Genomic DNA, 18,344 nt, shown 5'->3' with positions numbered 1-18,344 from the left:
GGATTACCCCTCCCAGCGAAGCGTGTCGAACATCCTCGACACCTTCGCCCCATCGCGCGGGAAGTAGTACTCGCGCGGTGCGATGAAGATCGCCAGGGCCAGGCCCTTGTCGTGTTCGAACATCGCGACCAGGCCCTGGTACTGCAGGCCTTCGGAGGTCTGCAGGTCGACGTCGAACCGCAGCCCCGCATGCGTGCCGAACGTCGCCGGCCGCAGGTTGCTCGGCGTCACCCCGACGAAGCCTGCGCTCAGCAGGCCGTCCGCGACGAGGTCGCGCAGTTCGTCCTCGCGCATGCCCTTGTGGTAGTACGGCGCGTCCGGCCGGCGCTTGCTCTCGCGCTGGCCGAGGAAGATGTAGTCGCCTTCCTTCACCGTGTGGATCAGGTAGAGCAGGTTGAGCAGCTCGCCGTCGATCGTCCACAGTTGCGAACGATTGGACGTCGCGCGCGTCCATTCCATTTCACTGTTCAGCACGAGTTTGCCGGCGCGCACTTCGCCCGGCGTGACGAGCCGGCTGGTGCTGCTGCCGGTGGCGCAGGCGGCGAGCATCAACGCGGTCGCCAACGCCACCAACGCATTGCGGATGAATGTCATGCGATGCATCAACGCGTGCCTCCGAGTTTGTCGAGCGCGCGCTGCACGAAGGCGCGATCGTCGGCGTTCGGTGCGTGGTCGAGGTAGGTCTGCAATGCAGCGCGCGCCTCGTCGGTGCGTCCGGCTTGCGCCAATGCATACCCGTGTTCGCGCCACGCACCGGCCGGCGTGCCGGGCAGGGTGATCGCGGTTGCGAACAGTTGCGCGGCCTTCGCGTCATCGCCGGGCTGGTCGTGTCGGCGATACGCTTCGCCCAGGTAGAAGGTCAGCATGCCTTTGTCTTCCCTTGGCGCGTCGTCCAGCAGTTCCTGGATCACCAGTTGCGAGCTTGCATAGCGACGCTGCGCGAGTTCGGCGACCAGCCAACCCTCGAGGAAGGGCCGCGTCGCTTCGCGGTACTGCGCCTTGTTGCGCACGTCCGGCGGATCGGGCACGGCCGCGGCGGCGGCGCGCACGTCGGCCAGGCGTTCCTCGGTGGCCGGGTGCGAGGCGAACACCGTGCTGCGGCTGATGTATTTCAGCGTGTTTTCCTCGCGCAACATGCGCGCCCACACGTCGGCGCCGGCGCGCGGATCCCAGCCCTGCGCAACGACGGCCTCGAAGCCGAGCTTGTCGGCCTCGCGTTCCATGTCGCGGCTGAACTTGAAGATCGTGGCGTAGATGCCGAGCGAGCCGAACATCGCGGTATTCGGGAAGCCGGCGCCGTAAGCGAGCACCTGGAAGGCGCTGAGGAATGCGCTGGTGTCCTTCATGCGCCGCCATTGGCGCAGCGTGTGCTGCGCGCGGAAGTGGCCGGCTTCGTGGCCGAGCACGAAGGCCAGTTCGGCTTCGTCGCGAATGCGCAGCAACGCGCCGGTCCACACGATCATGGTGCCGTTCGGCGCCATGCTCGCGTTGAAGGCGGGCACGTTCATGATGTAGACCCGCAGGTCCTTGCAGTACCCGGCCGATGCGCGACAGGCGACGTCCTTGACGTAGGCGTTGAGCGCCGGATCGCGCACGCGGATCGGCGAGCGCTGGAGGTCTTCCTCCGACTTCTCCATCGCGTACCAGAGTTCGTCCTCGTCGGTGCCCGCCACCGGGCGCGAACCGGGTTCGCTCTTGCGCATCGGTTGCTGCGTGGCGCAGCCCGCGAGCACGACAAGTAGTGCGACCGCGATTGCGACGCGCGCGACCGGGCGGCTCATCGCTGGATGCCCTCGAGCAGGTCGCCCGCGGTTTCCTGTGCGCCGGCCTGGTCGCGCAGGTCGCCGGTCTGGTCGACGAGGAGGTTGTGCCAGACGACCTGCCCGGTGCGCAGGTCGACCAGGGACGCCAGGCCCATCTGCTGTCCGCCGCCGATGTCGCCGCCGAGCAGGAGGAAGCCGATGACGCGCATGGCCGCACGCCCGCCACTGGTGTAGCTGTCTCGCACGTAGGTGAACAAGGCGTAGTCCGCGCCCGTGGCTTCGCGCAGGGTCGACACGCCCGGGCCGAGGGTCCAGTCGAACTTGTCGTGCTTGTTGCGCAGCGTGCCGGGCCGCCCGTAGTTGAGGATGCTGATCGACACCGCCTGGTTCAGCAGGTACAGCTGCCGCAGCCGGGTTTCGGGGCCGGCGTCCTTCGGCAGGTAGAAATCGGGCTTGAGCGTGAAGCCGACCGCCTCCAGGCGCTGGCGCGCGGCATCGGGGAAGTTCTTCCGCGCCGCCTCGGTCCAGGCCTTGCGCGGTTCGGCCATGCCGCCGGCGCCGACGGCGTAGAGCTCGATGTCCGGCTCCACGAGGACCACGGTGGTGCCCGACATGACCACGGGCTTGCCGCGCGCATCCTCGACCTGCCGCACCTGCGTCGACATGCAGCCCGGCAGGCCTGCAACGACCAGGACCAGGAGGGCGAAAACGATGGAAAACCTGCGTGCGACTGGCCGGTGCACTGCGGCCGACAGCGTCCCCTGTGCTAGCATTTCCGGCTTCCTTGAAGAGGTTTTCGCGATGCCTGAGCTCGCCCGGCGCATTGGTCGCGCCAAGCCTAGCGCAATCATGGTGGTGGCCGAAAAGGCCAAGCGATTGAAGTCCGAAGGTCGCGACATCATCAGCTTTTCCATCGGTGTACCGAACTTCCTCCCGGGTGACCACGTCTATGCCGCTGCTCGTGAAGCGTTGGCGAAAGACAGCGGCCAGTACGGCAGCAACCGCGGCAGCGATGCGCTCCTCGACGCTTTCCTCGCTCACATCGCGCAGATCGGCCTGAATGGATACGAACGCGCGAACGTCGCCACCGGCATCGGCGCCAAGCACGTGATCTTCAACCTCGCCGAGGCCCTGCTCGACGAAGGCGACACCATCTGCTTCGCGACGCCCTACTGGACCAGCTACTTCGACATCGCGGAGATCGTGAACGCGAAGATCGACCTGCTTCCGTGCCCTGCGTCGCAGGACTACAAGATCAGGCCCGCCCAGCTCGACGCCGCCCTGGCGAACAAGCCGAAGGTCTTCCTGTTCAACAACCCGTCCAACCCGACGGGCATGGTGTACTCGAAGGACGAGATCTCGGCGCTGGCCGACGTCGTCGCGAAGTATCCCGACACCTGGGTGATCACCGACGACATCTACAACCGCATGGTGTTCGACGGCCTGGGTTACCACAACTTCGTGCACGCGCGCCCCGAGCTGCGCGATCGCGTGATCTTCCTCGACTCGCTGTCGAAAACCTACGGCATGCCCGGCTGGCGCGTCGGTTTCCTCGCCGGCCCGAAGAATGTCGCGAATGCCGTCGCGACGATGAACTCGAACCACATCACCAACATCCCGGAAGTGGTCACCGCCGCGGCGATCGCTGCGCTGAGCGGTCCGCAGGACATCCCGGCGCAGAAGAACGCCGAATTCTCGGCCAAGCGCGACCAGGTGCTGGCGATGCTGGCCACGCTGCCGGGTGTCGTGTGCCCGCGTCCGCAAGGCGCGTTCTACGTCTTCCCCGACATCAGCGTCGCCTTCGGCAAGACGCACGGCCCGACGGGCCAGAAGATCGGCAACGACGTCGATTTCTGCAACGCGCTGCTCGAAGCCAAGGGCGTGGCCTGCGTGCCGGGCTCGGCCTTCGGCGAACCGCGCGCGCTGCGCATCAGCTACACCTGCCCGACGCCGCAACTCGCGCCGGGCCTGGAACGCTTCAAGCAGTTCTTCGAAGAGCTGCAGTGACACCGCACGCACCATCCCCACAGATTTCCGGAGCCACCGCACCATGAAGACCCCCGTCCGTGTTGCCGTCACCGGCGCCGCCGGCCAGATCGGCTACGCCCTGCTGTTCCGCATCGCCTCCGGCGAGATGCTTGGGAAAGACCAGCCGGTCATCCTGCAGATGCTGGAGCTGCCGCTCGACAAGGCGCAGGCCGCGCTGAAGGGCGTGATGATGGAGCTCGAGGACTGCGCGTTCCCATTGCTCGCCGGCATGGTCGGCACGGACGATCCGCGCGTCGCATTCAAGGATGCCGATGTCGCGCTGCTCGTCGGCGCGCGTCCGCGCGGCCCGGGCATGGAGCGCAAGGACCTGCTGCTCGAGAACGCGAAGATCTTCACCGAACAGGGCAAGGCGTTGAACGACGTCGCCTCGCGCAACGTCAAGGTGCTCGTGGTCGGCAACCCGGCCAACACCAACGCCTACATCGCCATGAAGTCCGCGCCGTCGCTGCCGGCGAAGAACTTCACCGCGATGCTGCGCCTGGACCACAACCGCGCGCTGTCGCAGCTGGCCATCAAGGCCGGCGTGCAAGTCGCCGACATCGACAAGCTGGTCGTGTGGGGCAACCACTCGCCCACGATGTATCCCGACTACCGCTTCGCCACCGTCGGCAATGCATCGTTGAAGGACAAGATCAACGACGCCGACTGGAACGCGAACGACTTCATCCCGAAGGTCGGCAAGCGCGGCGCCGCCATCATCGAAGCGCGCGGTCTGTCCTCGGCCGCTTCGGCCGCGAACGCCGCGATCGACCACGTGCGCGACTGGCTGCTCGGCAGCAACGGCAAGTGGGTGACGATGGGCATTCCCTCCGACGGCAGCTACGGCATCCCGAAGGACGTGCTGTACGGCTTCCCGGTCACCACGCAGGGCGGCGAGTACACGATGATCCGCGACCTGCCGATCGACGACTTCAGCCGCGAGCGCATGGACAAGACGCTCGCCGAGCTCGAGGAAGAGCGCGCCGGCGTGGCGCACCTACTTTGATTCCTACGAGGCGGCCGCAAGGCCGCCTCGTCACTTGTGGATGCATGACATGACGCAACTTTCCGCCGGTGCCCGCTTCCGCAGCGCCGTCCGCGACGAAATCCCGCTGCAGGTGATGGGTGCCATCACCGCCTACGCCGGCCTGATGGCCAAGCGCACGGGTTACAAGGCCCTGTATCTCTCCGGCGGCGGCGTCGCCGCCAATTCGCTCGGCGTGCCGGACCTGGGCATCAGCACGATGGAAGACGTGCTCGTCGATGCACGGCGCATCGTGGATGCCACGCAACTGCCGCTGCTCGTCGACATCGACACCGGCTGGGGCGGCGCGTTCAACATCGCGCGCACCATCCGTTCCTTCATCAATGTCGGCGTCGCCGCCGTGCACTTGGAAGACCAGGTCGGGCAGAAGCGTTGCGGGCATCGCCCCGGCAAGGAAGTGGTGACGAAGGACGAGATGGTCGATCGCATCAAGGCCGCGGTGGACGCGCGCACGGACGAATCGTTCGTGATCATGGCGCGCACCGACGCCGCGGCGGTCGAAGGCGTCGATGCGGCGATCGATCGCGCGTGCGCCTACGTCGAAGCCGGCGCGGACATGATCTTCCCCGAGGCGATGAACACGCTCGCCGACTACAAGCGCTTCAAGGCCGCGGTGGAGGTGCCGATCCTGGCCAACCTCACCGAGTTCGGGTCCACCCCGTTCTTCACCACCGATGAGCTGCGCGGTGCGGACGTCGACATCGCGCTGTATTGCTGCGGCGCATATCGCGCGATGAACAAGGCCGCGCTGAACTTCTACGAAACCGTGCGCCGCGAAGGCACGCAGAAGAACATCGTCGATACGCTGCAGACACGCGCGCAGTTGTACGACTTCCTCGGTTACCACGCGTACGAAGACAAGCTCGACGCATTGTTTTCGCAAGAAAAGAAGGGATGACCATGAGCGAACAAGTGCTCCCCAAGGCCAAGAAGTCCGTCGCACTGAGCGGCACCGCCGCGGGCAACACCGCGCTGTGCACGGTCGGCCGCAGCGGCAACGACCTGCATTACCGTGGCTACGACATCAAGGACCTGGCGACGAAGTCGACCTTCGAGGAAGTCGCGCACCTGCTGGTGCACGGTGCGCTGCCGACGACATCGCAGCTCAAGGCCTACAAGACCAAGCTTGCGCGCCTGCGTGGCCTGCCGGCCATCGTGCAGGAAGCGCTGGAGCTCGTTCCCGCCAATGCGCATCCGATGGATGTCATGCGCACCGGTTGTTCGGTGCTCGGTACCGTGCTGCCCGAGCGCGAAGGCCACCCGGCGCCGGAGGCGCGCGACATCGCCGATCGGCTGATCGCCAGCTTCGGGTCGATGCTGCTGTACTGGTGGCACTTCACGCGCAACGGCCGCCGCATCGACGTGGAAACCGACGACGACAACGTCGCCGGCCACTTCCTGCACCTGCTGCACGGTGAGCCCCCGTCGAAGCTGCATGCCGATGCGCTCGACAAGTCGCTGATCCTGTACGCCGAGCACGAGTTCAACGCCTCGACGTTCACCGGTCGCGTGATCGCAGGCACCGGTTCGGACATGTACTCGTGCATCACCGGTGCGATCGGCGCGCTGCGCGGCCCGAAGCACGGCGGCGCGAATGAAGTCGCGATGGACATCATTTCGCGCTATGCGACCGCCGATGAGGCGGAAGCCGACATTCGCGCGCGCGTGGAGCGCAAGGAAATCGTGATCGGCTTCGGCCACCCGGTCTACACCGTGGGCGACCCGCGCAACCCGATCATCAAGGAACTCTCGCGCAAGCTGTGCGCGGAGGGCGGCAACCCGACCTTGTTCGACGTCAGCGAGCGCATCGAAACGCTGATGTGGGACATGAAGAAGATGTTCCCGAACCTGGATTGGTACAGCGCGTCGGCCTACCACATGATGGGCATCCCGACGCCGATGTTCACGCCGCTGTTCGTCGTCGCACGCACGACCGGTTGGTCGGCGCACGTGATCGAGCAGCGCGAGGACGGCAAGATCATCCGCCCGAGCGCGAACTACATCGGGCCGGACGATCGCGACTACGTGCCGATCGAAAAGCGCTGATCGAAGAAAGCAAAAGGCCGCGCGATTGCGCGGCCTTTTTTCATGCCAGTCCCTGCGTCTCCATCGCCTTCCGCACGCCCGGATCCTTGTGCATGCGGTCGAAGTGCGCGTGCAGGTTGTCCAGGCCCGACAGATCGACGCCCGTCGCCTTCGCCCAACGCGTCGTCACGAACAGGTAGGGATCGGCGATCGAGCGAGCGCCCGCCAGCCATTGCTTGCCGTCGAGCTGCGCGTCGATGCGCTCGTAAAGTTTCCGCAGGTTCTTGCGCGAGTTGTCCTGGAGCGCTTCGATCGCCTTCGCATCGCCGAGGAAATCGTATTTGCCGAAGAAGGCATGGAACTGCGGATGCACGTCGGCATTGACCATCGAGAGCCACTGATTGACCGTGGCGCGCGATTCGGGCGAACCATCGCCGCCCAATTTCGCCTCGGGGAATGCATCGGCGAGGTAGTTCAGGATCGCGACGTTCTGCAGCAACACCTTGCCGTCATCCAGCTTCACCGCAGGCACCGCGCCCGCGGGATTGATCGCGAGATATTCGGGTTGCCCGCGTTCCTCCCGTGTCACCAGTTGCGCCGTGAAGGGCTGGCCGATCCACTCCAATGCGATGTGGTCGGACAGTGCGCACGTGCCGGGCGTGTAGTAGAGCTTCATGGCGACTCCTTCAAGGCAGGCCGCCATGATCCCCAGCGTTGCATCAAACGGCAATCACGCGCGCGGCAACAGTGTGGCCGCCTGCATGCAACAACAACTCAACCGTGGCGCGGCTTGAGCGTCTGCACGCGATAGAAGGTGTGATCGCCGATCTTTGCGACCTGGAACGCATTGCTCCACACGGGCGTGGCGATGTCGTGCGCGGCGAAGTGGCTCGCGCCGGGCACGATTTCGTGGCGCTGCGCGAGCGGCAGTGCCCAGTTGCGTTGCGCTTGCAGCGAGACGTTCACCGCGTTCGACCACGCTTGCCCACCACGCAGCCGCGTGTCGGCGGGCACGATGGTCGGTGCGAACTGCTTCTTCGCGGTCACCACCGAGCAGAGGTTGTCGCCCCAGAGGCCGCTGTCGCGGCGGCGCAGGGCCACTTCGGCGACAGCCTGCTGCCCGAGGGGCGACTGGTCGCGCGCCTCGAGGTACACGGTCGTACTCAGGCACAGCGAGTCGGCGGCAGGCTGCGGCAACACGTGCGACAGCCAGAGGATCCATGCCAGCTTCATTCGTCGGACTCCTTGCTCCGTTGCGCCGCCGGCCCGGGAGGGCCCTGCGACATGGCGTACTGGGGAGGGCGGCGGCTCTAATGGCTGCCTTTGCCCGAACGCGGCCCTTGGGAAGGCGGGTCGCGAGGGTGCCCCGCATCTGACGGCGGGGCGTGAAAGTGTGCGCACGTTAACGATCGCGTTCCCAACGAACCCTGAACCGATTTCGTAAGTTGCGGATTTGCTTGTGTTTTTAATGTGAATGCGCTAGCTCAAAGTGACACGAGCGGCTTGAACCCGCCCCAGAACATGCGTTTGCCGTCGAAGGGGAGATTCTTCGGATTCGCGAATTCGGCCAGGCGTGGATCTTTCATGACCTTGGCGTTGATACGGTCGCGCTGGGCTTTCGACTTGTAGACGATCCACGAGAACACGACGAGCTCGCCGGGCTTGCGCTTCACCGCCTGCGGGAAGCTGGTGTGCTTCCCGGGCTGCACGTCGTCCTCGATGTTCTCCCGATACTCGAGCGCGCCGTATTCCATCCAGATCGCACCGCCCTTGCGGGCCATCCTGCGGTAGGCGGCCAGGTTCTCTTCGGGCACGGCCAGGACATAACCATCGACGTACATGGGGCGGCACTCCTGCGGTCGGGGGCAGGCCGCGAAGCCTACGACGCGCAGTGTTAAAGCTTCGCTGCCAGCGCCGTGCCCTGTGCGATCGCGCGCTTGGCGTCGAGTTCGGCCGCGACATCGGCGCCACCGATGACATGCACGTTGCCCGAAGCCTGCGGCAACGCATCGAACAAGGTGCGACGCGGCTCCTGCCCCGCGCAGACCACGACATGGTCCACCGGCAACAAGCGTTCTTCACCATCGATGCGAATGCGCAGGCCCGCGTCGTCGACGCCGAGATAGTCGACACCGCCCAGCATGTGCACGCCCTTGGCCTTTAACGTGGCGCGATGTATCCACCCGGTCGTTTTACCGAGCCTTGCGCCGGGGCGGCCTTCCGTTCGCTGGAGCAGCCAGACTTCGCGCGCCGGCGGCTGCGGATGCGCAGGCGTGAGCCCGCCGCGCGTTTCGAATGTCGGATCGACGCCCCATTCGCGCATCCACCGATGCGGATCGAGCGAAGGCGACGCGCCTTCGTGCACGAGGAATTCGGCGACGTCGAACCCGATGCCTCCCGCGCCGATGAGTGCGACGCGCGGACCGCAAGTCACCCGTCCTTCGATCACGTCCGCATAGCCGACGACCTTCGCGTGATCGGCGCCGGGGAACGACACCGCGCGCGGAAGCACGCCGGTGGCGACGACGATGGCGTCGTAATCCTTCAACGCATCTGCGTCGACATGCGTTTGCAGATGCAAGGCCACGCCCGTCTCGGCGATGCGATTGCGGAAGTAGCGCAGCGTCTCGGCGAACTCTTCCTTCCCCGGAATGCGCCGTGCGAGATTGAACTGCCCGCCGATCGCATCGCTGGCATCGAACAGGTGTACGGTGTGCCCGCGCGCGGCCGCTTCCGTCGCGCATGCAAGCCCCGCTGGCCCCGCGCCGACGACGGCGATGCGGCGTGGAACCACCGCGCGCGCAGGCACCAGTTCGGTCTCCGCGCACGCGCGCGGATTCACCAGGCAACTTGCGCGCTTGTTTTCGAACACGTGGTCCAGGCACGCCTGGTTGCACGCGATGCAGGTGTTGATCGCATCGGCGCGCCCCGCACGCGCCTTGTTCGGCCATTGCGGATCGGCGAGCAGCGGGCGCGCCATCGACACCATGTCGGCGCCGCCCGCCGCGAGCACGGCTTCGGCGACATCGGGCATGTTGATGCGATTGGTGGCGATCAACGGCAGGCGCACGTGCGGGCGCAGTTTGGCGGTGACGCTGGCGAACGCTGCGCGTGGCACGGACGTGGCGATCGTCGGAATGCGCGCTTCATGCCAGCCGATGCCGGTGTTGAGGAGCGTCGCACCCGCGGCTTCGATCGCCTGCGCCTGCTGCACGATCTCGCGCCAATCGCCGCCGCCGTCAACGAGGTCGAGCATCGAGAGGCGATACACCAGGATGAAATCGGGGCCGCACGCTTCGCGCACGCGTCGCACGATTTCCACCGCGAAGCGCATGCGTTGCGCCGCATCGCCGCCCCAGCGGTCTGCGCGCTTGTTGGTGCGCGCAACGGTGAACTGGTTGATCAGATAGCCTTCCGATCCCATCAGTTCCACGCCGTCGTACCCCGCTTCGCGTGCGAACACCGCCGCGCGCACATACGCCGCGATCTGCCGTTCGACACCACGTGCAGACAACGCACGCGGCGTGAACGGATTGATCGGTGCCTGCAGTTTCGACGGCGCGACCGACAGCGGGTGGTACGCGTAACGCCCTGCGTGCAGCAACTGCAGGCAGATGTGCGCACCGTGCGCGTGCACGGCCTGCGTGACCTGGCGGTGCGGGCGCACTTCATGGCGCCACGACAACTTGCCGGCGAAGGGCTTGAGCCAACCCACGATGTTCGGCGCGAAGCCGCCGGTGACGATCAGCCCCGCGCCGCCGGCAGCGCGCTCGGCGAGGTAGGCCGCGAGCTTCGGGAAATCGCGCGCGCGATCCTCCAGGCCCGTGTGCATCGAGCCCATGAGGATGCGGTTGCGCAGCGTCGCGAACCCGAGGTCGAGCGGGCGGAAGAGCTGTGGGTAGGCGCTGGCCTCGACGGCGGGCGGGAACTCGGAGGGCAGGGCGGACATGCGCATACGCCGGCGTACGGGATGGGCGAACCATGCCCGCATTCGTCGTACCGCTCAAGTCATTCGAACGCGAACGCGTCCAGGGCCAGCGTCCCGAGCTCGTGCGACTGGTGCAGGTGACGCATCGTCGGGGCCCCGCCCGCGGCGCCGAGGGCGACGAACAGCGGCATGAGATGTTCGACCGTCGGGTGCGCGCGCCTCGCGTTCGGCGCGCGTTCCTCCCAATCGGCGAGTGCGTCCGGGTCGTTGGCGCGCAGGCGTTCGCGCATCCAGTCGGCGAACGCCGCCGCCCACGGTGCGAGCGGTGCGTCGGGCCGGTGCCAGTCCAGGTCGCCCAGGTTGTGCACGAAGCCGCCGGAACCGATCACCAGCACGCCGTCGTTCCGCAGCGGCGCCAACGCGCGACCCAGCGCGATGTGCGCCCGCGCATCGCCGCGCGGATCCACCGAGATCGGCACGACCGGGATGTCGGCCTCCGGGAACATGCGCAGCAGCGGCACCCAGGCGCCGTGGTCGAGGCCGTGGTCGGAGGCGATGCGAACCGGAAGGCCGGCGGCGTTGATCGTCTTCGCGATCGCCTGCGCGAGGACCGGCAAACCCGGTGCCGGATAGCGCAATGCATACAGTTCGGGCGGGAAGCCGCCGAAGTCGTGGATGGTGCGCGGCAGCGCGGCGGCGCCGACGTGCGTGGGCGCGGCCGTGAAGTGCGCGGACGCGACGACGATCGCACGTGGCGTCGGCAATCGTTGGCGCAGGCCATCCAGGAAGCGACCGGCGGGCGAATCCTGCACGGCCAGCATCGGCGAGCCGTGCGAGAGAAAGAGTGTCGGCAAGGGCTTGTCCATGCGTTCGAAGATGCGCGCGCAAGCGCCTCCGACCAACCCGGGCGGCTGCGTCGGTGCGTTGCATCCCTGCAACGCGGGGCCGCCCAGACCGATAGTCGGGCCGTGAAACGCGTCGCCGTCTGGCAAAATGCCCGGCTTCCCTCCGCCGACCGCCTACGCATGAGCCACTTCGACGTTCGTTCCGCCGTTCGCCCGAATCCCGACCAGCCGATGGTCGACATCGCCGACTACGTCATCGATTACACGATCGGCTCGCAGGAGGCGTACGACACCGCACGCCACATGCTGCTCGACTCGCTCGCCTGCGCGATGCTCGCGATGAAGTTCGAGGGCTGCGTGAAGCACCTCGGCCCCATCGTGCCGGGCGCGACGCTCCCCGGCGGCGCCGTGGTGCCGGGCACCGGTTACGAGCTCGATCCGGTCCAGGCGGCCTTCAACATCGGCACCCTCGTGCGCTGGCTCGACTTCAACGACACCTGGCTGGCGGCCGAATGGGGCCACCCGTCCGACAACCTCGGCGCCATCCTCGCCGTCGCCGACTGGTTGAACCGCAAGGCCCTGCGCGAAGACTCGGGCAAGAAGATCACCGTGCGCGACGTGCTCGGCTGGGCGATCAAGGCGCACGAAATCCAGGGCGTCTATGCCTTGCAGAACTCGTTCAACCGCGTGGGCCTGGACCATGTGATCCTCGTGCGCCTGGCCTCCACCGCGGTCGCCACCGCGATGCTCGGCGGCACGAAGGACGAAATCATCACGGCGGTCTCGCATTCGTGGATCGACAACGGCGTGCTGCGCACTTACCGCCACGCGCCGAATACCGGCCCGCGCAAGAGCTGGGCCGCGGGCGATGCCTGCCGCCGTGCCGTCACCCACGCGCTGAACGCAGTGGAGAAGCAGGTCGTCGGCTACCCCAGCGCGCTCAGCGCGAAGACCTGGGGCTTCTACGACGTCGCCTTCAAGGGCAAGGCCTTCGAGTTCGAGCGGCCCTTCGGTAGCTACGTGATGGAGAACGTCCTGTTCAAGATCTCCTTCCCCGCCGAATTCCACGCGCAGACCGCGGTGGAATGCGCGATGCAGTTGCATCCGCAGGTGAAGGGCCGGATCGAGGACATCGAGCGGATCGAGATGGAAACCCAGGAAGCCGGCGTCCGCATCATCGACAAGACCGGCCCGCTGGCCAACTACGCCGATCGCGACCACTGCCTCCAGTACATGGTGGCCGTCCCGCTGATCTTCGGGCGCCTGACCGCCGACGATTACAACGACGACGTCGCGGCCGACCCCCGCATCGACGCGCTGCGCGCGAAGATGGTGGTGAAGGAGAACCCGCAGTTCACGAAGGACTACTTCGACCCCGAAAAACGCTACATCGGCAACTCGGTGCAGGTGTTCTACAAGGACGGCTCGAGCTCGGAGAAGGTGTCGATCGATTTCCCCATCGGACACCGGAAACGTCGTGCCGAAGGCATCCCCGTGTTGATGGCAAAGTTCCAGGCCGCCATCCGGGCGCACCTCCCGGCGGCGTCGGCGGACCGGCTGATGGCCCTGGCCGGGAAGCCGGCGGAACTGGAAGCGATGTCCATCTCGGACTTCATGAACCTTTACCGGGTGTAAGATTCGGCCGCCTCGCAGAGGGTTGGCACCCACCAACTGTTATGCTAGCGTTAACAAGGCCTTCATGCGCCCCGAATTAAGTTGGCCTGGATGCCGTGCGGATCGCGGCCGTCTTGAATTGAAAAAGCGATTGGTTTCTTTACCCTGATCAAGGAGCTGAACATGAACAAGAAACTCCTCTGCGCCGCGCTTCTGTGTGGCCTTGGCGTCGCGCAGGCGGCCGCCGCGCAGTCCTTCGACGACCGTTGGTACGTCGCAGGTTCCACCGGCGTGAACTTCCAGGACACGGACCGTGACACCGAAGACTCCATCTTCGGCACCCTCGGCTTCGGCAAGTTCCTGAACCCGAATTGGTCGGTCGACTTCGAACTGAACTACCAGAACCCGGACAAGCAGTCGAATCCGAACCTCTGGTGGAGCCAGTACGGCGCCTCGGCCGATGCCCGTTACCACTTCCGCAGCGCCGACGCGAAGTGGTGGCCCTACGTCCGCATGGGCCTGGGCTGGCAGCGTCATGAAGAAGAGTTCATCCGCGACCCTGCGTTCGGTACGCCGGACGGCGGTTTCCCGGCCGAGCATTCGGACAACAACGCCGCGCTGAACCTCGGCGCCGGCCTGCAGTTCGATTTCGGCCGCGTCGACCTCCGCACGGAAGTCGGTACGCGCATCGATTTCGACGACATCCAGGCGCGTCCGGCCCAGCAGCAGGAAGACTACTTCACCGATATCCTCGCTTCGGTCGGCCTGACCGTGGCCCTCGGTCCGGAGCCGGCAGCGCCGGTTGCCCCGGCCCCGGCGGCCCCGTCGTGCGCCGATGCGGACGACGATGGTGACGGCGTCAACAACTGCGACGACAAGTGCCCCGGTTCGCAGGCTGGCCAGACCATCGGTCCGGACGGCTGCCCGGTGCCGGTCACGATCGACCTGAAGGGCGTCAACTTCGACTTCGACAAGTCGACGCTGCGTCCGGACGCCGTCGCGATCCTCGGCGAAGCCACCGAAATCCTGAAGCGCTATCCCGAACTGAAGGTTGAAGTCGCCGGCCACACCGACTCCGTCGGTTCCGACGCCTACAACCAGAAGCTCTCGGAGCGTCGCGCCAAGGCGGTGTACGACTACCTGACGAGCAACGGCGTCGATGCCGCTCGCCTGGTCGGCCCGAACGGTTTCGGCGAAAGCCGCCCGATCGCGCCGAACACGAACGACGACGGTTCGGACAATCCGGAAGGCCGTGCGCGCAACCGCCGCACCGAGCTGAACGTCCAGAACTAAGTTCGACGCGTTCCACGCAACACGAAGAAGCCCGGCTAACGCCGGGCTTCTTTTTTTTCTACGCCGATCACACGCGATGTGTCCTGATCCGGTTGTTCCACACCGACGGGGTGCCTACACTCCGATGGAACTGACGGAGATGGCCATGCGATACACACTCGTTGCCTTGGGATTGTTCGCGTTGTCGGGCATGGTCCACGCGCAGAACAACTGCACCCTGGCCTCGGCGCCGCGTGCGCTGCCCATCCAGCCGACGGTGTTGCCTGCGCTCGCCCCCGAACTCACCGTACCGAGCCACCAGCTCGGCGCGCCGACCGGCGTGCTCGCGCAGGCCTACGATGAGTCGCAGACCGTCGACAACGTGCTGTTCCGGCTCAAGCTCGAAGGCTGCCGCAGCATCGCGAACGCAGCGCCCGCCGCATCCCCGGCCAGTGGCGTGATCGATCCGTCGACTTACAAGCCGGCCACGCAATTCGACAACACGCCGTGGCGGTTCGACATGAACCAGAACGGCAAGCGCATGACGGCCGAAGAATTCGACCAGTGGATGAAGGCGCGCGGCGTGCGCGTCGCGAAGGGCGGCAGCGCCGCCCCTGCCGCCGCGCCTGCCCCCGCATCGTCGACCGCTGTGCCTGCGACGACGACGCCCGATCCCGCGACGCCGAACGCAACGCCTGCGGGCACGCCGCCCGGCACGCCTCCCGGCACGACGTCGCCGCCGCCCGCCACGCCCTGATCGCAGCCGCCCGACATCCCGCTGGCCAATCCCGCGACCACCCGGCACGGACTCGCACGCGCGCTCTCAAAGCGCGGCGTGTGTTCGCGCACGCAAGCCGCTGAATGGATTCGCGCAGGCCGCGTGAGCGTCGACGGGCGCATCGTGCGCGACCCCGAGTTCCCCACGATCGCCGGCCGCCATCGCATCGCGCTCGACGGTCGCGCGCTGGACGAATCACCCGCGCGCCGCGTCGTCGTACTCAACAAACCCCGCGGCCTGGTCACCACCGCGCGCGACGAGCGCGGGCGCGATACGGTGTATCGGTGCTTCGACGGCGCGGACTTGCCCTGGCTCGCGCCCGTCGGCCGGCTCGACAAGGCGAGTGAAGGGCTGCTGCTGTTCACCAACGATCCCGCGTGGGCCGCGCGCATCACCGATCCGGCGACGGGCCCGGACAAGCGCTATCACGTGCAGATCGATGCGATCCCCGATCAGGCGTTGCTGACGGCGCTCGATGACGGCGTCGAGGACGAAGGCGATACCCTGCGCGCGAAATCCGCGACGGTGCTCCGAACCGGAGAACGCACCGCGTGGCTGGACATCGTCCTCGACGAAGGCCGTAACCGCCAGATCCGGCGGATGCTGGCGGTTTTGAACATCGACGTGTTGCGATTGGTGCGCGTCGCAATCGGCCCACTCGAACTCGGCGAATTGGCCAAAGGCGCCTGGCGCGAATTGACGCCCGCGGAAATCGACGCCCTTATCCCTTGAGGACGCTCAGTTCCTTGCCGATGCGAACGAACGCATCGATCGCACGATCCAGGTGTTCGCGCGTATGCGCCGCGCTGATCTGCGTGCGGATGCGCGCCTTGTCCTTCGGCACGACGGGGAAGAAGAAGCCGATCGCGTAGATGCCTTCCTCGAGCAGCCGTTGTGCGAACTTCTGCGCAAGCGGCGCGTCGTACAGCATCACCGGTGCGATGGGGTGCACGCCCGGCCTGATGTCGAACCCGGCCTGCGTCATGCGTTCGCGGAAGTAACGCGTGTTCTCCGCCAATCGATCGCGCAGTTCGCCTGCCGACGACAGCATCTCGAAGGCCTTGATCCCCGCGGCCACCACGTGCGGCGGCAACGAATTCGAGAACAGGTAGGGCCGCGAACGTTGGCGCAGCAGTTCGATGACTTCACGCTTCGCGGTGGTGAAGCCGCCGAGCGCGCCACCCATCGCCTTGCCCAGCGTGCCGGTGAAGATGTCGATCTTCTCCAGGACACCCTTCACCTCGGCCGAACCCCGGCCCGTCTGGCCGAGAAACCCGGTGGCGTGGCATTCGTCGATGTGCACCAGTGCGCCGTAGTGTTGTGCGAGCGCCGTGATCTCGTCGAGCGGCGCGATGAAGCCGTCCATCGAGAACACGCCGTCGGAGGTGATCATGATCGTGCGCGCGCCGTCGGCCTTCGCCTGCTTGAGCTGGACTTCCAGGTCGGCCATGTCGCAGTTGGCGTAGCGATAGCGCTTGGCCTTGCACAGGCGCACGCCGTCGATGATCGAGGCGTGGTTGAGCGCGTCGGAGATGATGGCGTCGTTTTCGTCGAGCAGTGGTTCGAACAAGCCGCCGTTGGCGTCGAAACATGCGGCGTAGAGGATCGTGTCTTCGGTGCCGAAGAAGTCCGCGATCGTCTTTTCGAGCTGCTTGTGCAGGTCCTGCGTGCCGCAGATGAAGCGCACGCTGGCCATGCCGAAGCCGTGCGTGTCGAGTGCGTCCTTGGCCGCGGCGATCACGTCGGGATGGTCCGCCAGTCCGAGGTAGTTGTTCGCGCAGAAATTCAGAACGGTGCGCCCGTCGGCGAGCGTGATCTCCGCCGACTGCGGGCTGGTGATGATGCGCTCGGACTTGAAAAGGCCGGCGTCGCGGATTTCGTCGAGGGTGCGGACGTAGCGATCGGTTAACGACATTACGGCTTTCCTTGGAAAGTCCGCACATGGATGTGCGGGCTCGTGCGAGGGACTCGCATGAAGATCAGTTCCAGCTCAGCACGACCTTGCCGGCCTTGCCCGATTCCATCAATTCGAAGCCTTCCTGGAAATCGTCGATCGGCAACTGGTGCGTCAGCACCTTGCCGAGCGGGAAACCGCCGAGCACGAGCTGCGTCATCTTGTACCAGGTCTCGTACATGCGACGGCCATAGATGCCGTGCAGCACCAGGCCCTTGAAGATGATCTTGTCCCAGTCGGCACCTGCGCCCCTGGGCATGATGCCCAGCATCGCGATCTTGCCGCCGTGGTACATGCAATCGAGCATGTCGTTGAACGCGCGCGGGTTACCGCTCATTTCCAGGCCCACGTCGAAGCCTTCCATGTGCAGGTCGGCCATCACGTCCTTGAGGCTGGTGTTCGACACGTTGACCACGCGCGTGGCGCCCATGTCGGCGGCGAGCTTGAGGCGATAGTCGTTGACGTCGGTGACCACCACGTTGCGCGCGCCGATGTGCTTGCAGATGCCCGCGGCGATGATGCCGATCGGGCCCGCGCCGGTGATCAGCACGTCCTCGCCGACGACATCGAACTCCAGCGCGCAATGCGCGGCGTTGCCGTAAGGGTCGAAGAACGCGGCGAGTTCGCTCGGGATCTGATCGGGGATCGGCCACAGGTTGCTGGCCGGCATCACGATGAATTCGGCGAACGCGCCATTCCGGTTGACGCCGATGCCGACCGTGTTCGGGCACAGGTGCTGGCGGCCCGCGCGACAGTTGCGGCAATGGCCGCACACGATGTGGCCTTCGGCCGACACGCGCTGGCCGATCTTGTAACCGGTGACGCCCGGGCCGAGGTCGACGATGCGGCCGACGAATTCGTGGCCGATCACCAGGCCGGGCTTGATGTTGCGCTGGCTCCACTCGTCCCACAGGTAGATGTGCAGGTCGGTGCCGCAGATCGCCGTTTTCTCCAGGCGGATCAGCACCTCGTTGGGGCCCGGGGTCGGCACCGGCACCTGTTCCATCCAGATGCCCTTGCCGGCTTCGCGCTTCACCAGCGCTTTCATCATCGTCATGTCGAGCCCGCAACCGTACGGAAGAAGGCTGGAAT

Annotated in this window: 18 protein-coding genes; 8 read left to right on the top strand and 10 right to left on the bottom strand. The window is 66.2% G+C overall.

Features of this window, described 5'->3' with window-relative positions; all coding sequences use genetic code 11:
* Positions 1 to 3: 3 nt before the first annotated feature.
* The 3 genes from ACXJJ8_RS04330 to ACXJJ8_RS04320 are packed head-to-tail and all read right to left on the bottom strand — an operon-like array spanning position 4 to position 2,536.
* Positions 4 to 603, bottom strand: a complete 600-nt coding sequence (locus ACXJJ8_RS04330) for a hypothetical protein (protein WP_499027153.1) — start codon at positions 601 to 603, stop codon at positions 4 to 6.
* Positions 603 to 1,781: a M48 family metalloprotease gene (locus ACXJJ8_RS04325; RefSeq protein ID WP_499027152.1), complete on the bottom strand. Its 1,179-nt coding sequence runs from the start codon at positions 1,779 to 1,781 to the stop codon at positions 603 to 605. Before ACXJJ8_RS04325 ends, ACXJJ8_RS04330 begins: the two co-directional genes overlap by 1 nt.
* Positions 1,778 to 2,536, bottom strand: coding sequence for a hypothetical protein (locus ACXJJ8_RS04320; RefSeq protein WP_499027151.1), 759 nt, complete (start codon positions 2,534 to 2,536; stop codon positions 1,778 to 1,780). The genes ACXJJ8_RS04325 and ACXJJ8_RS04320 overlap by 4 nt, the downstream gene beginning before the upstream one ends.
* Positions 2,537 to 2,564: 28 nt before the next feature.
* Here ACXJJ8_RS04320 and ACXJJ8_RS04315 point away from each other — a divergent pair, with 28 nt between their 5' ends.
* The 4 genes from ACXJJ8_RS04315 to prpC are packed head-to-tail and all read left to right on the top strand — an operon-like array spanning position 2,565 to position 6,882.
* Entirely contained in the window at positions 2,565 to 3,770 is a 1,206-nt protein-coding gene (locus ACXJJ8_RS04315) for a pyridoxal phosphate-dependent aminotransferase (RefSeq protein ID WP_499027150.1), read from the top strand.
* Positions 3,771 to 3,813: 43 nt separating this feature from the next.
* Entirely contained in the window at positions 3,814 to 4,797 is a 984-nt protein-coding gene (locus tag ACXJJ8_RS04310; protein ID WP_499027149.1) for a malate dehydrogenase, read from the top strand.
* Between the two features lie 49 nt (positions 4,798 to 4,846).
* Positions 4,847 to 5,734, top strand: a complete 888-nt coding sequence (prpB, locus tag ACXJJ8_RS04305; protein WP_499027148.1) for a methylisocitrate lyase — start codon at positions 4,847 to 4,849, stop codon at positions 5,732 to 5,734.
* A 2-nt stretch (positions 5,735 to 5,736) separates the two neighbouring features.
* Positions 5,737 to 6,882, top strand: a complete 1,146-nt coding sequence (gene prpC / locus ACXJJ8_RS04300) for a bifunctional 2-methylcitrate synthase/citrate synthase (protein WP_499027147.1) — start codon at positions 5,737 to 5,739, stop codon at positions 6,880 to 6,882.
* 40 nt (positions 6,883 to 6,922) lie between these two features.
* On the opposite strand, the gene ACXJJ8_RS04295 is transcribed toward prpC, so the two are convergent.
* The 5 genes from ACXJJ8_RS04295 to ACXJJ8_RS04275 form a co-directional block, all read right to left on the bottom strand.
* A complete protein-coding gene (locus ACXJJ8_RS04295) occupies positions 6,923 to 7,537 on the bottom strand; it encodes a glutathione S-transferase family protein (RefSeq protein WP_499027146.1) in 615 nt (204 codons plus the stop codon).
* Positions 7,538 to 7,635: 98 nt separating this feature from the next.
* Positions 7,636 to 8,094, bottom strand: a complete 459-nt coding sequence (locus ACXJJ8_RS04290; RefSeq protein ID WP_499027145.1) for a cell wall hydrolase — start codon at positions 8,092 to 8,094, stop codon at positions 7,636 to 7,638.
* 251 nt (positions 8,095 to 8,345) lie between these two features.
* Positions 8,346 to 8,702 (bottom strand): DUF1428 domain-containing protein, encoded by a 357-nt coding sequence (locus ACXJJ8_RS04285; protein WP_499027144.1) that lies wholly within the window; start codon positions 8,700 to 8,702, stop codon positions 8,346 to 8,348.
* 53 nt (positions 8,703 to 8,755) lie between these two features.
* On the bottom strand, positions 8,756 to 10,810 hold the full coding sequence (locus ACXJJ8_RS04280; RefSeq protein WP_499027143.1) for a 2,4-dienoyl-CoA reductase FMN-binding domain-containing protein: 2,055 nt from the start codon (positions 10,808 to 10,810) through the stop codon (positions 8,756 to 8,758).
* Between the two features lie 59 nt (positions 10,811 to 10,869).
* Positions 10,870 to 11,655, bottom strand: a complete 786-nt coding sequence (locus ACXJJ8_RS04275; protein WP_499027142.1) for a DODA-type extradiol aromatic ring-opening family dioxygenase — start codon at positions 11,653 to 11,655, stop codon at positions 10,870 to 10,872.
* 159 nt (positions 11,656 to 11,814) lie between these two features.
* On the opposite strand from ACXJJ8_RS04275, the gene ACXJJ8_RS04270 reads away from it, so the two are divergent.
* The 4 genes from ACXJJ8_RS04270 to ACXJJ8_RS04255 all read left to right on the top strand — a co-directional run bounded on the left by ACXJJ8_RS04270 (position 11,815) and on the right by ACXJJ8_RS04255 (position 16,030).
* A complete protein-coding gene (locus tag ACXJJ8_RS04270) occupies positions 11,815 to 13,269 on the top strand; it encodes a bifunctional 2-methylcitrate dehydratase/aconitate hydratase (RefSeq protein WP_499027141.1) in 1,455 nt (484 codons plus the stop codon).
* Between the two features lie 162 nt (positions 13,270 to 13,431).
* Positions 13,432 to 14,541: an OmpA family protein gene (locus tag ACXJJ8_RS04265; RefSeq protein ID WP_499027140.1), complete on the top strand. Its 1,110-nt coding sequence runs from the start codon at positions 13,432 to 13,434 to the stop codon at positions 14,539 to 14,541.
* A 139-nt stretch (positions 14,542 to 14,680) separates the two neighbouring features.
* Positions 14,681 to 15,277 carry a hypothetical protein gene (locus ACXJJ8_RS04260; RefSeq protein ID WP_499027139.1) on the top strand — a complete coding sequence of 199 codons (597 nt, stop codon included), beginning with the start codon at positions 14,681 to 14,683 and terminating at the stop codon, positions 15,275 to 15,277.
* Between the two features lie 15 nt (positions 15,278 to 15,292).
* On the top strand, positions 15,293 to 16,030 hold the full coding sequence (locus ACXJJ8_RS04255) for a pseudouridine synthase (RefSeq protein WP_499027202.1): 738 nt from the start codon (positions 15,293 to 15,295) through the stop codon (positions 16,028 to 16,030).
* On the opposite strand, the gene kbl is transcribed toward ACXJJ8_RS04255, so the two are convergent.
* Complete coding sequence (kbl, locus tag ACXJJ8_RS04250) at positions 16,020 to 17,213, bottom strand: glycine C-acetyltransferase (protein WP_499027138.1); 1,194 nt, start codon at positions 17,211 to 17,213, stop codon at positions 16,020 to 16,022. The genes ACXJJ8_RS04255 and kbl overlap by 11 nt on opposite strands.
* A gap of 64 nt (positions 17,214 to 17,277) precedes the next feature.
* The gene (gene tdh / locus ACXJJ8_RS04245; protein WP_499027201.1) at positions 17,278 to 18,300 is read right to left on the bottom strand and encodes an L-threonine 3-dehydrogenase; all 1,023 of its coding nucleotides are present in this window, start codon (positions 18,298 to 18,300) and stop codon (positions 17,278 to 17,280) included.
* Positions 18,301 to 18,344: the final 44 nt, after the last annotated feature.

This window comes from Lysobacter sp. P5_C4 (assembly GCF_054049695.1).
This window is presented reverse-complemented; position numbering and strand designations above follow the sequence as displayed.

Bases quoted from the DNA above. Each gene is read 5' to 3' on its own strand.
- prpB (WP_499027148.1), top strand. From the start codon at position 4,847: ATGACGCAACTTTCCGCCGGTGCCCGCTTCCGCAGCGCCGTCCGCGAC.
- ACXJJ8_RS04260 (WP_499027139.1), top strand. From the start codon at position 14,681: ATGGCCATGCGATACACACTCGTTGCCTTGGGATTGTTCGCGTTGTCG.
- ACXJJ8_RS04315 (WP_499027150.1), top strand. From the start codon at position 2,565: ATGCCTGAGCTCGCCCGGCGCATTGGTCGCGCCAAGCCTAGCGCAATC.
- ACXJJ8_RS04270 (WP_499027141.1), top strand. From the start codon at position 11,815: ATGAGCCACTTCGACGTTCGTTCCGCCGTTCGCCCGAATCCCGACCAG.
- kbl (WP_499027138.1), bottom strand. From the start codon at position 17,213: ATGTCGTTAACCGATCGCTACGTCCGCACCCTCGACGAAATCCGCGAC.
- ACXJJ8_RS04295 (WP_499027146.1), bottom strand. From the start codon at position 7,537: ATGAAGCTCTACTACACGCCCGGCACGTGCGCACTGTCCGACCACATC.
- ACXJJ8_RS04265 (WP_499027140.1), top strand. From the start codon at position 13,432: ATGAACAAGAAACTCCTCTGCGCCGCGCTTCTGTGTGGCCTTGGCGTC.
- ACXJJ8_RS04280 (WP_499027143.1), bottom strand. From the start codon at position 10,810: ATGTCCGCCCTGCCCTCCGAGTTCCCGCCCGCCGTCGAGGCCAGCGCC.
- ACXJJ8_RS04310 (WP_499027149.1), top strand. From the start codon at position 3,814: ATGAAGACCCCCGTCCGTGTTGCCGTCACCGGCGCCGCCGGCCAGATC.
- ACXJJ8_RS04320 (WP_499027151.1), bottom strand. From the start codon at position 2,536: ATGCTAGCACAGGGGACGCTGTCGGCCGCAGTGCACCGGCCAGTCGCA.
- ACXJJ8_RS04325 (WP_499027152.1), bottom strand. From the start codon at position 1,781: ATGAGCCGCCCGGTCGCGCGCGTCGCAATCGCGGTCGCACTACTTGTC.
- ACXJJ8_RS04330 (WP_499027153.1), bottom strand. From the start codon at position 603: ATGCATCGCATGACATTCATCCGCAATGCGTTGGTGGCGTTGGCGACC.
- ACXJJ8_RS04275 (WP_499027142.1), bottom strand. From the start codon at position 11,655: ATGGACAAGCCCTTGCCGACACTCTTTCTCTCGCACGGCTCGCCGATG.
- tdh (WP_499027201.1), bottom strand. From the start codon at position 18,300: ATGAAAGCGCTGGTGAAGCGCGAAGCCGGCAAGGGCATCTGGATGGAA.
- ACXJJ8_RS04285 (WP_499027144.1), bottom strand. From the start codon at position 8,702: ATGTACGTCGATGGTTATGTCCTGGCCGTGCCCGAAGAGAACCTGGCC.
- ACXJJ8_RS04290 (WP_499027145.1), bottom strand. From the start codon at position 8,094: ATGAAGCTGGCATGGATCCTCTGGCTGTCGCACGTGTTGCCGCAGCCT.
- prpC (WP_499027147.1), top strand. From the start codon at position 5,737: ATGAGCGAACAAGTGCTCCCCAAGGCCAAGAAGTCCGTCGCACTGAGC.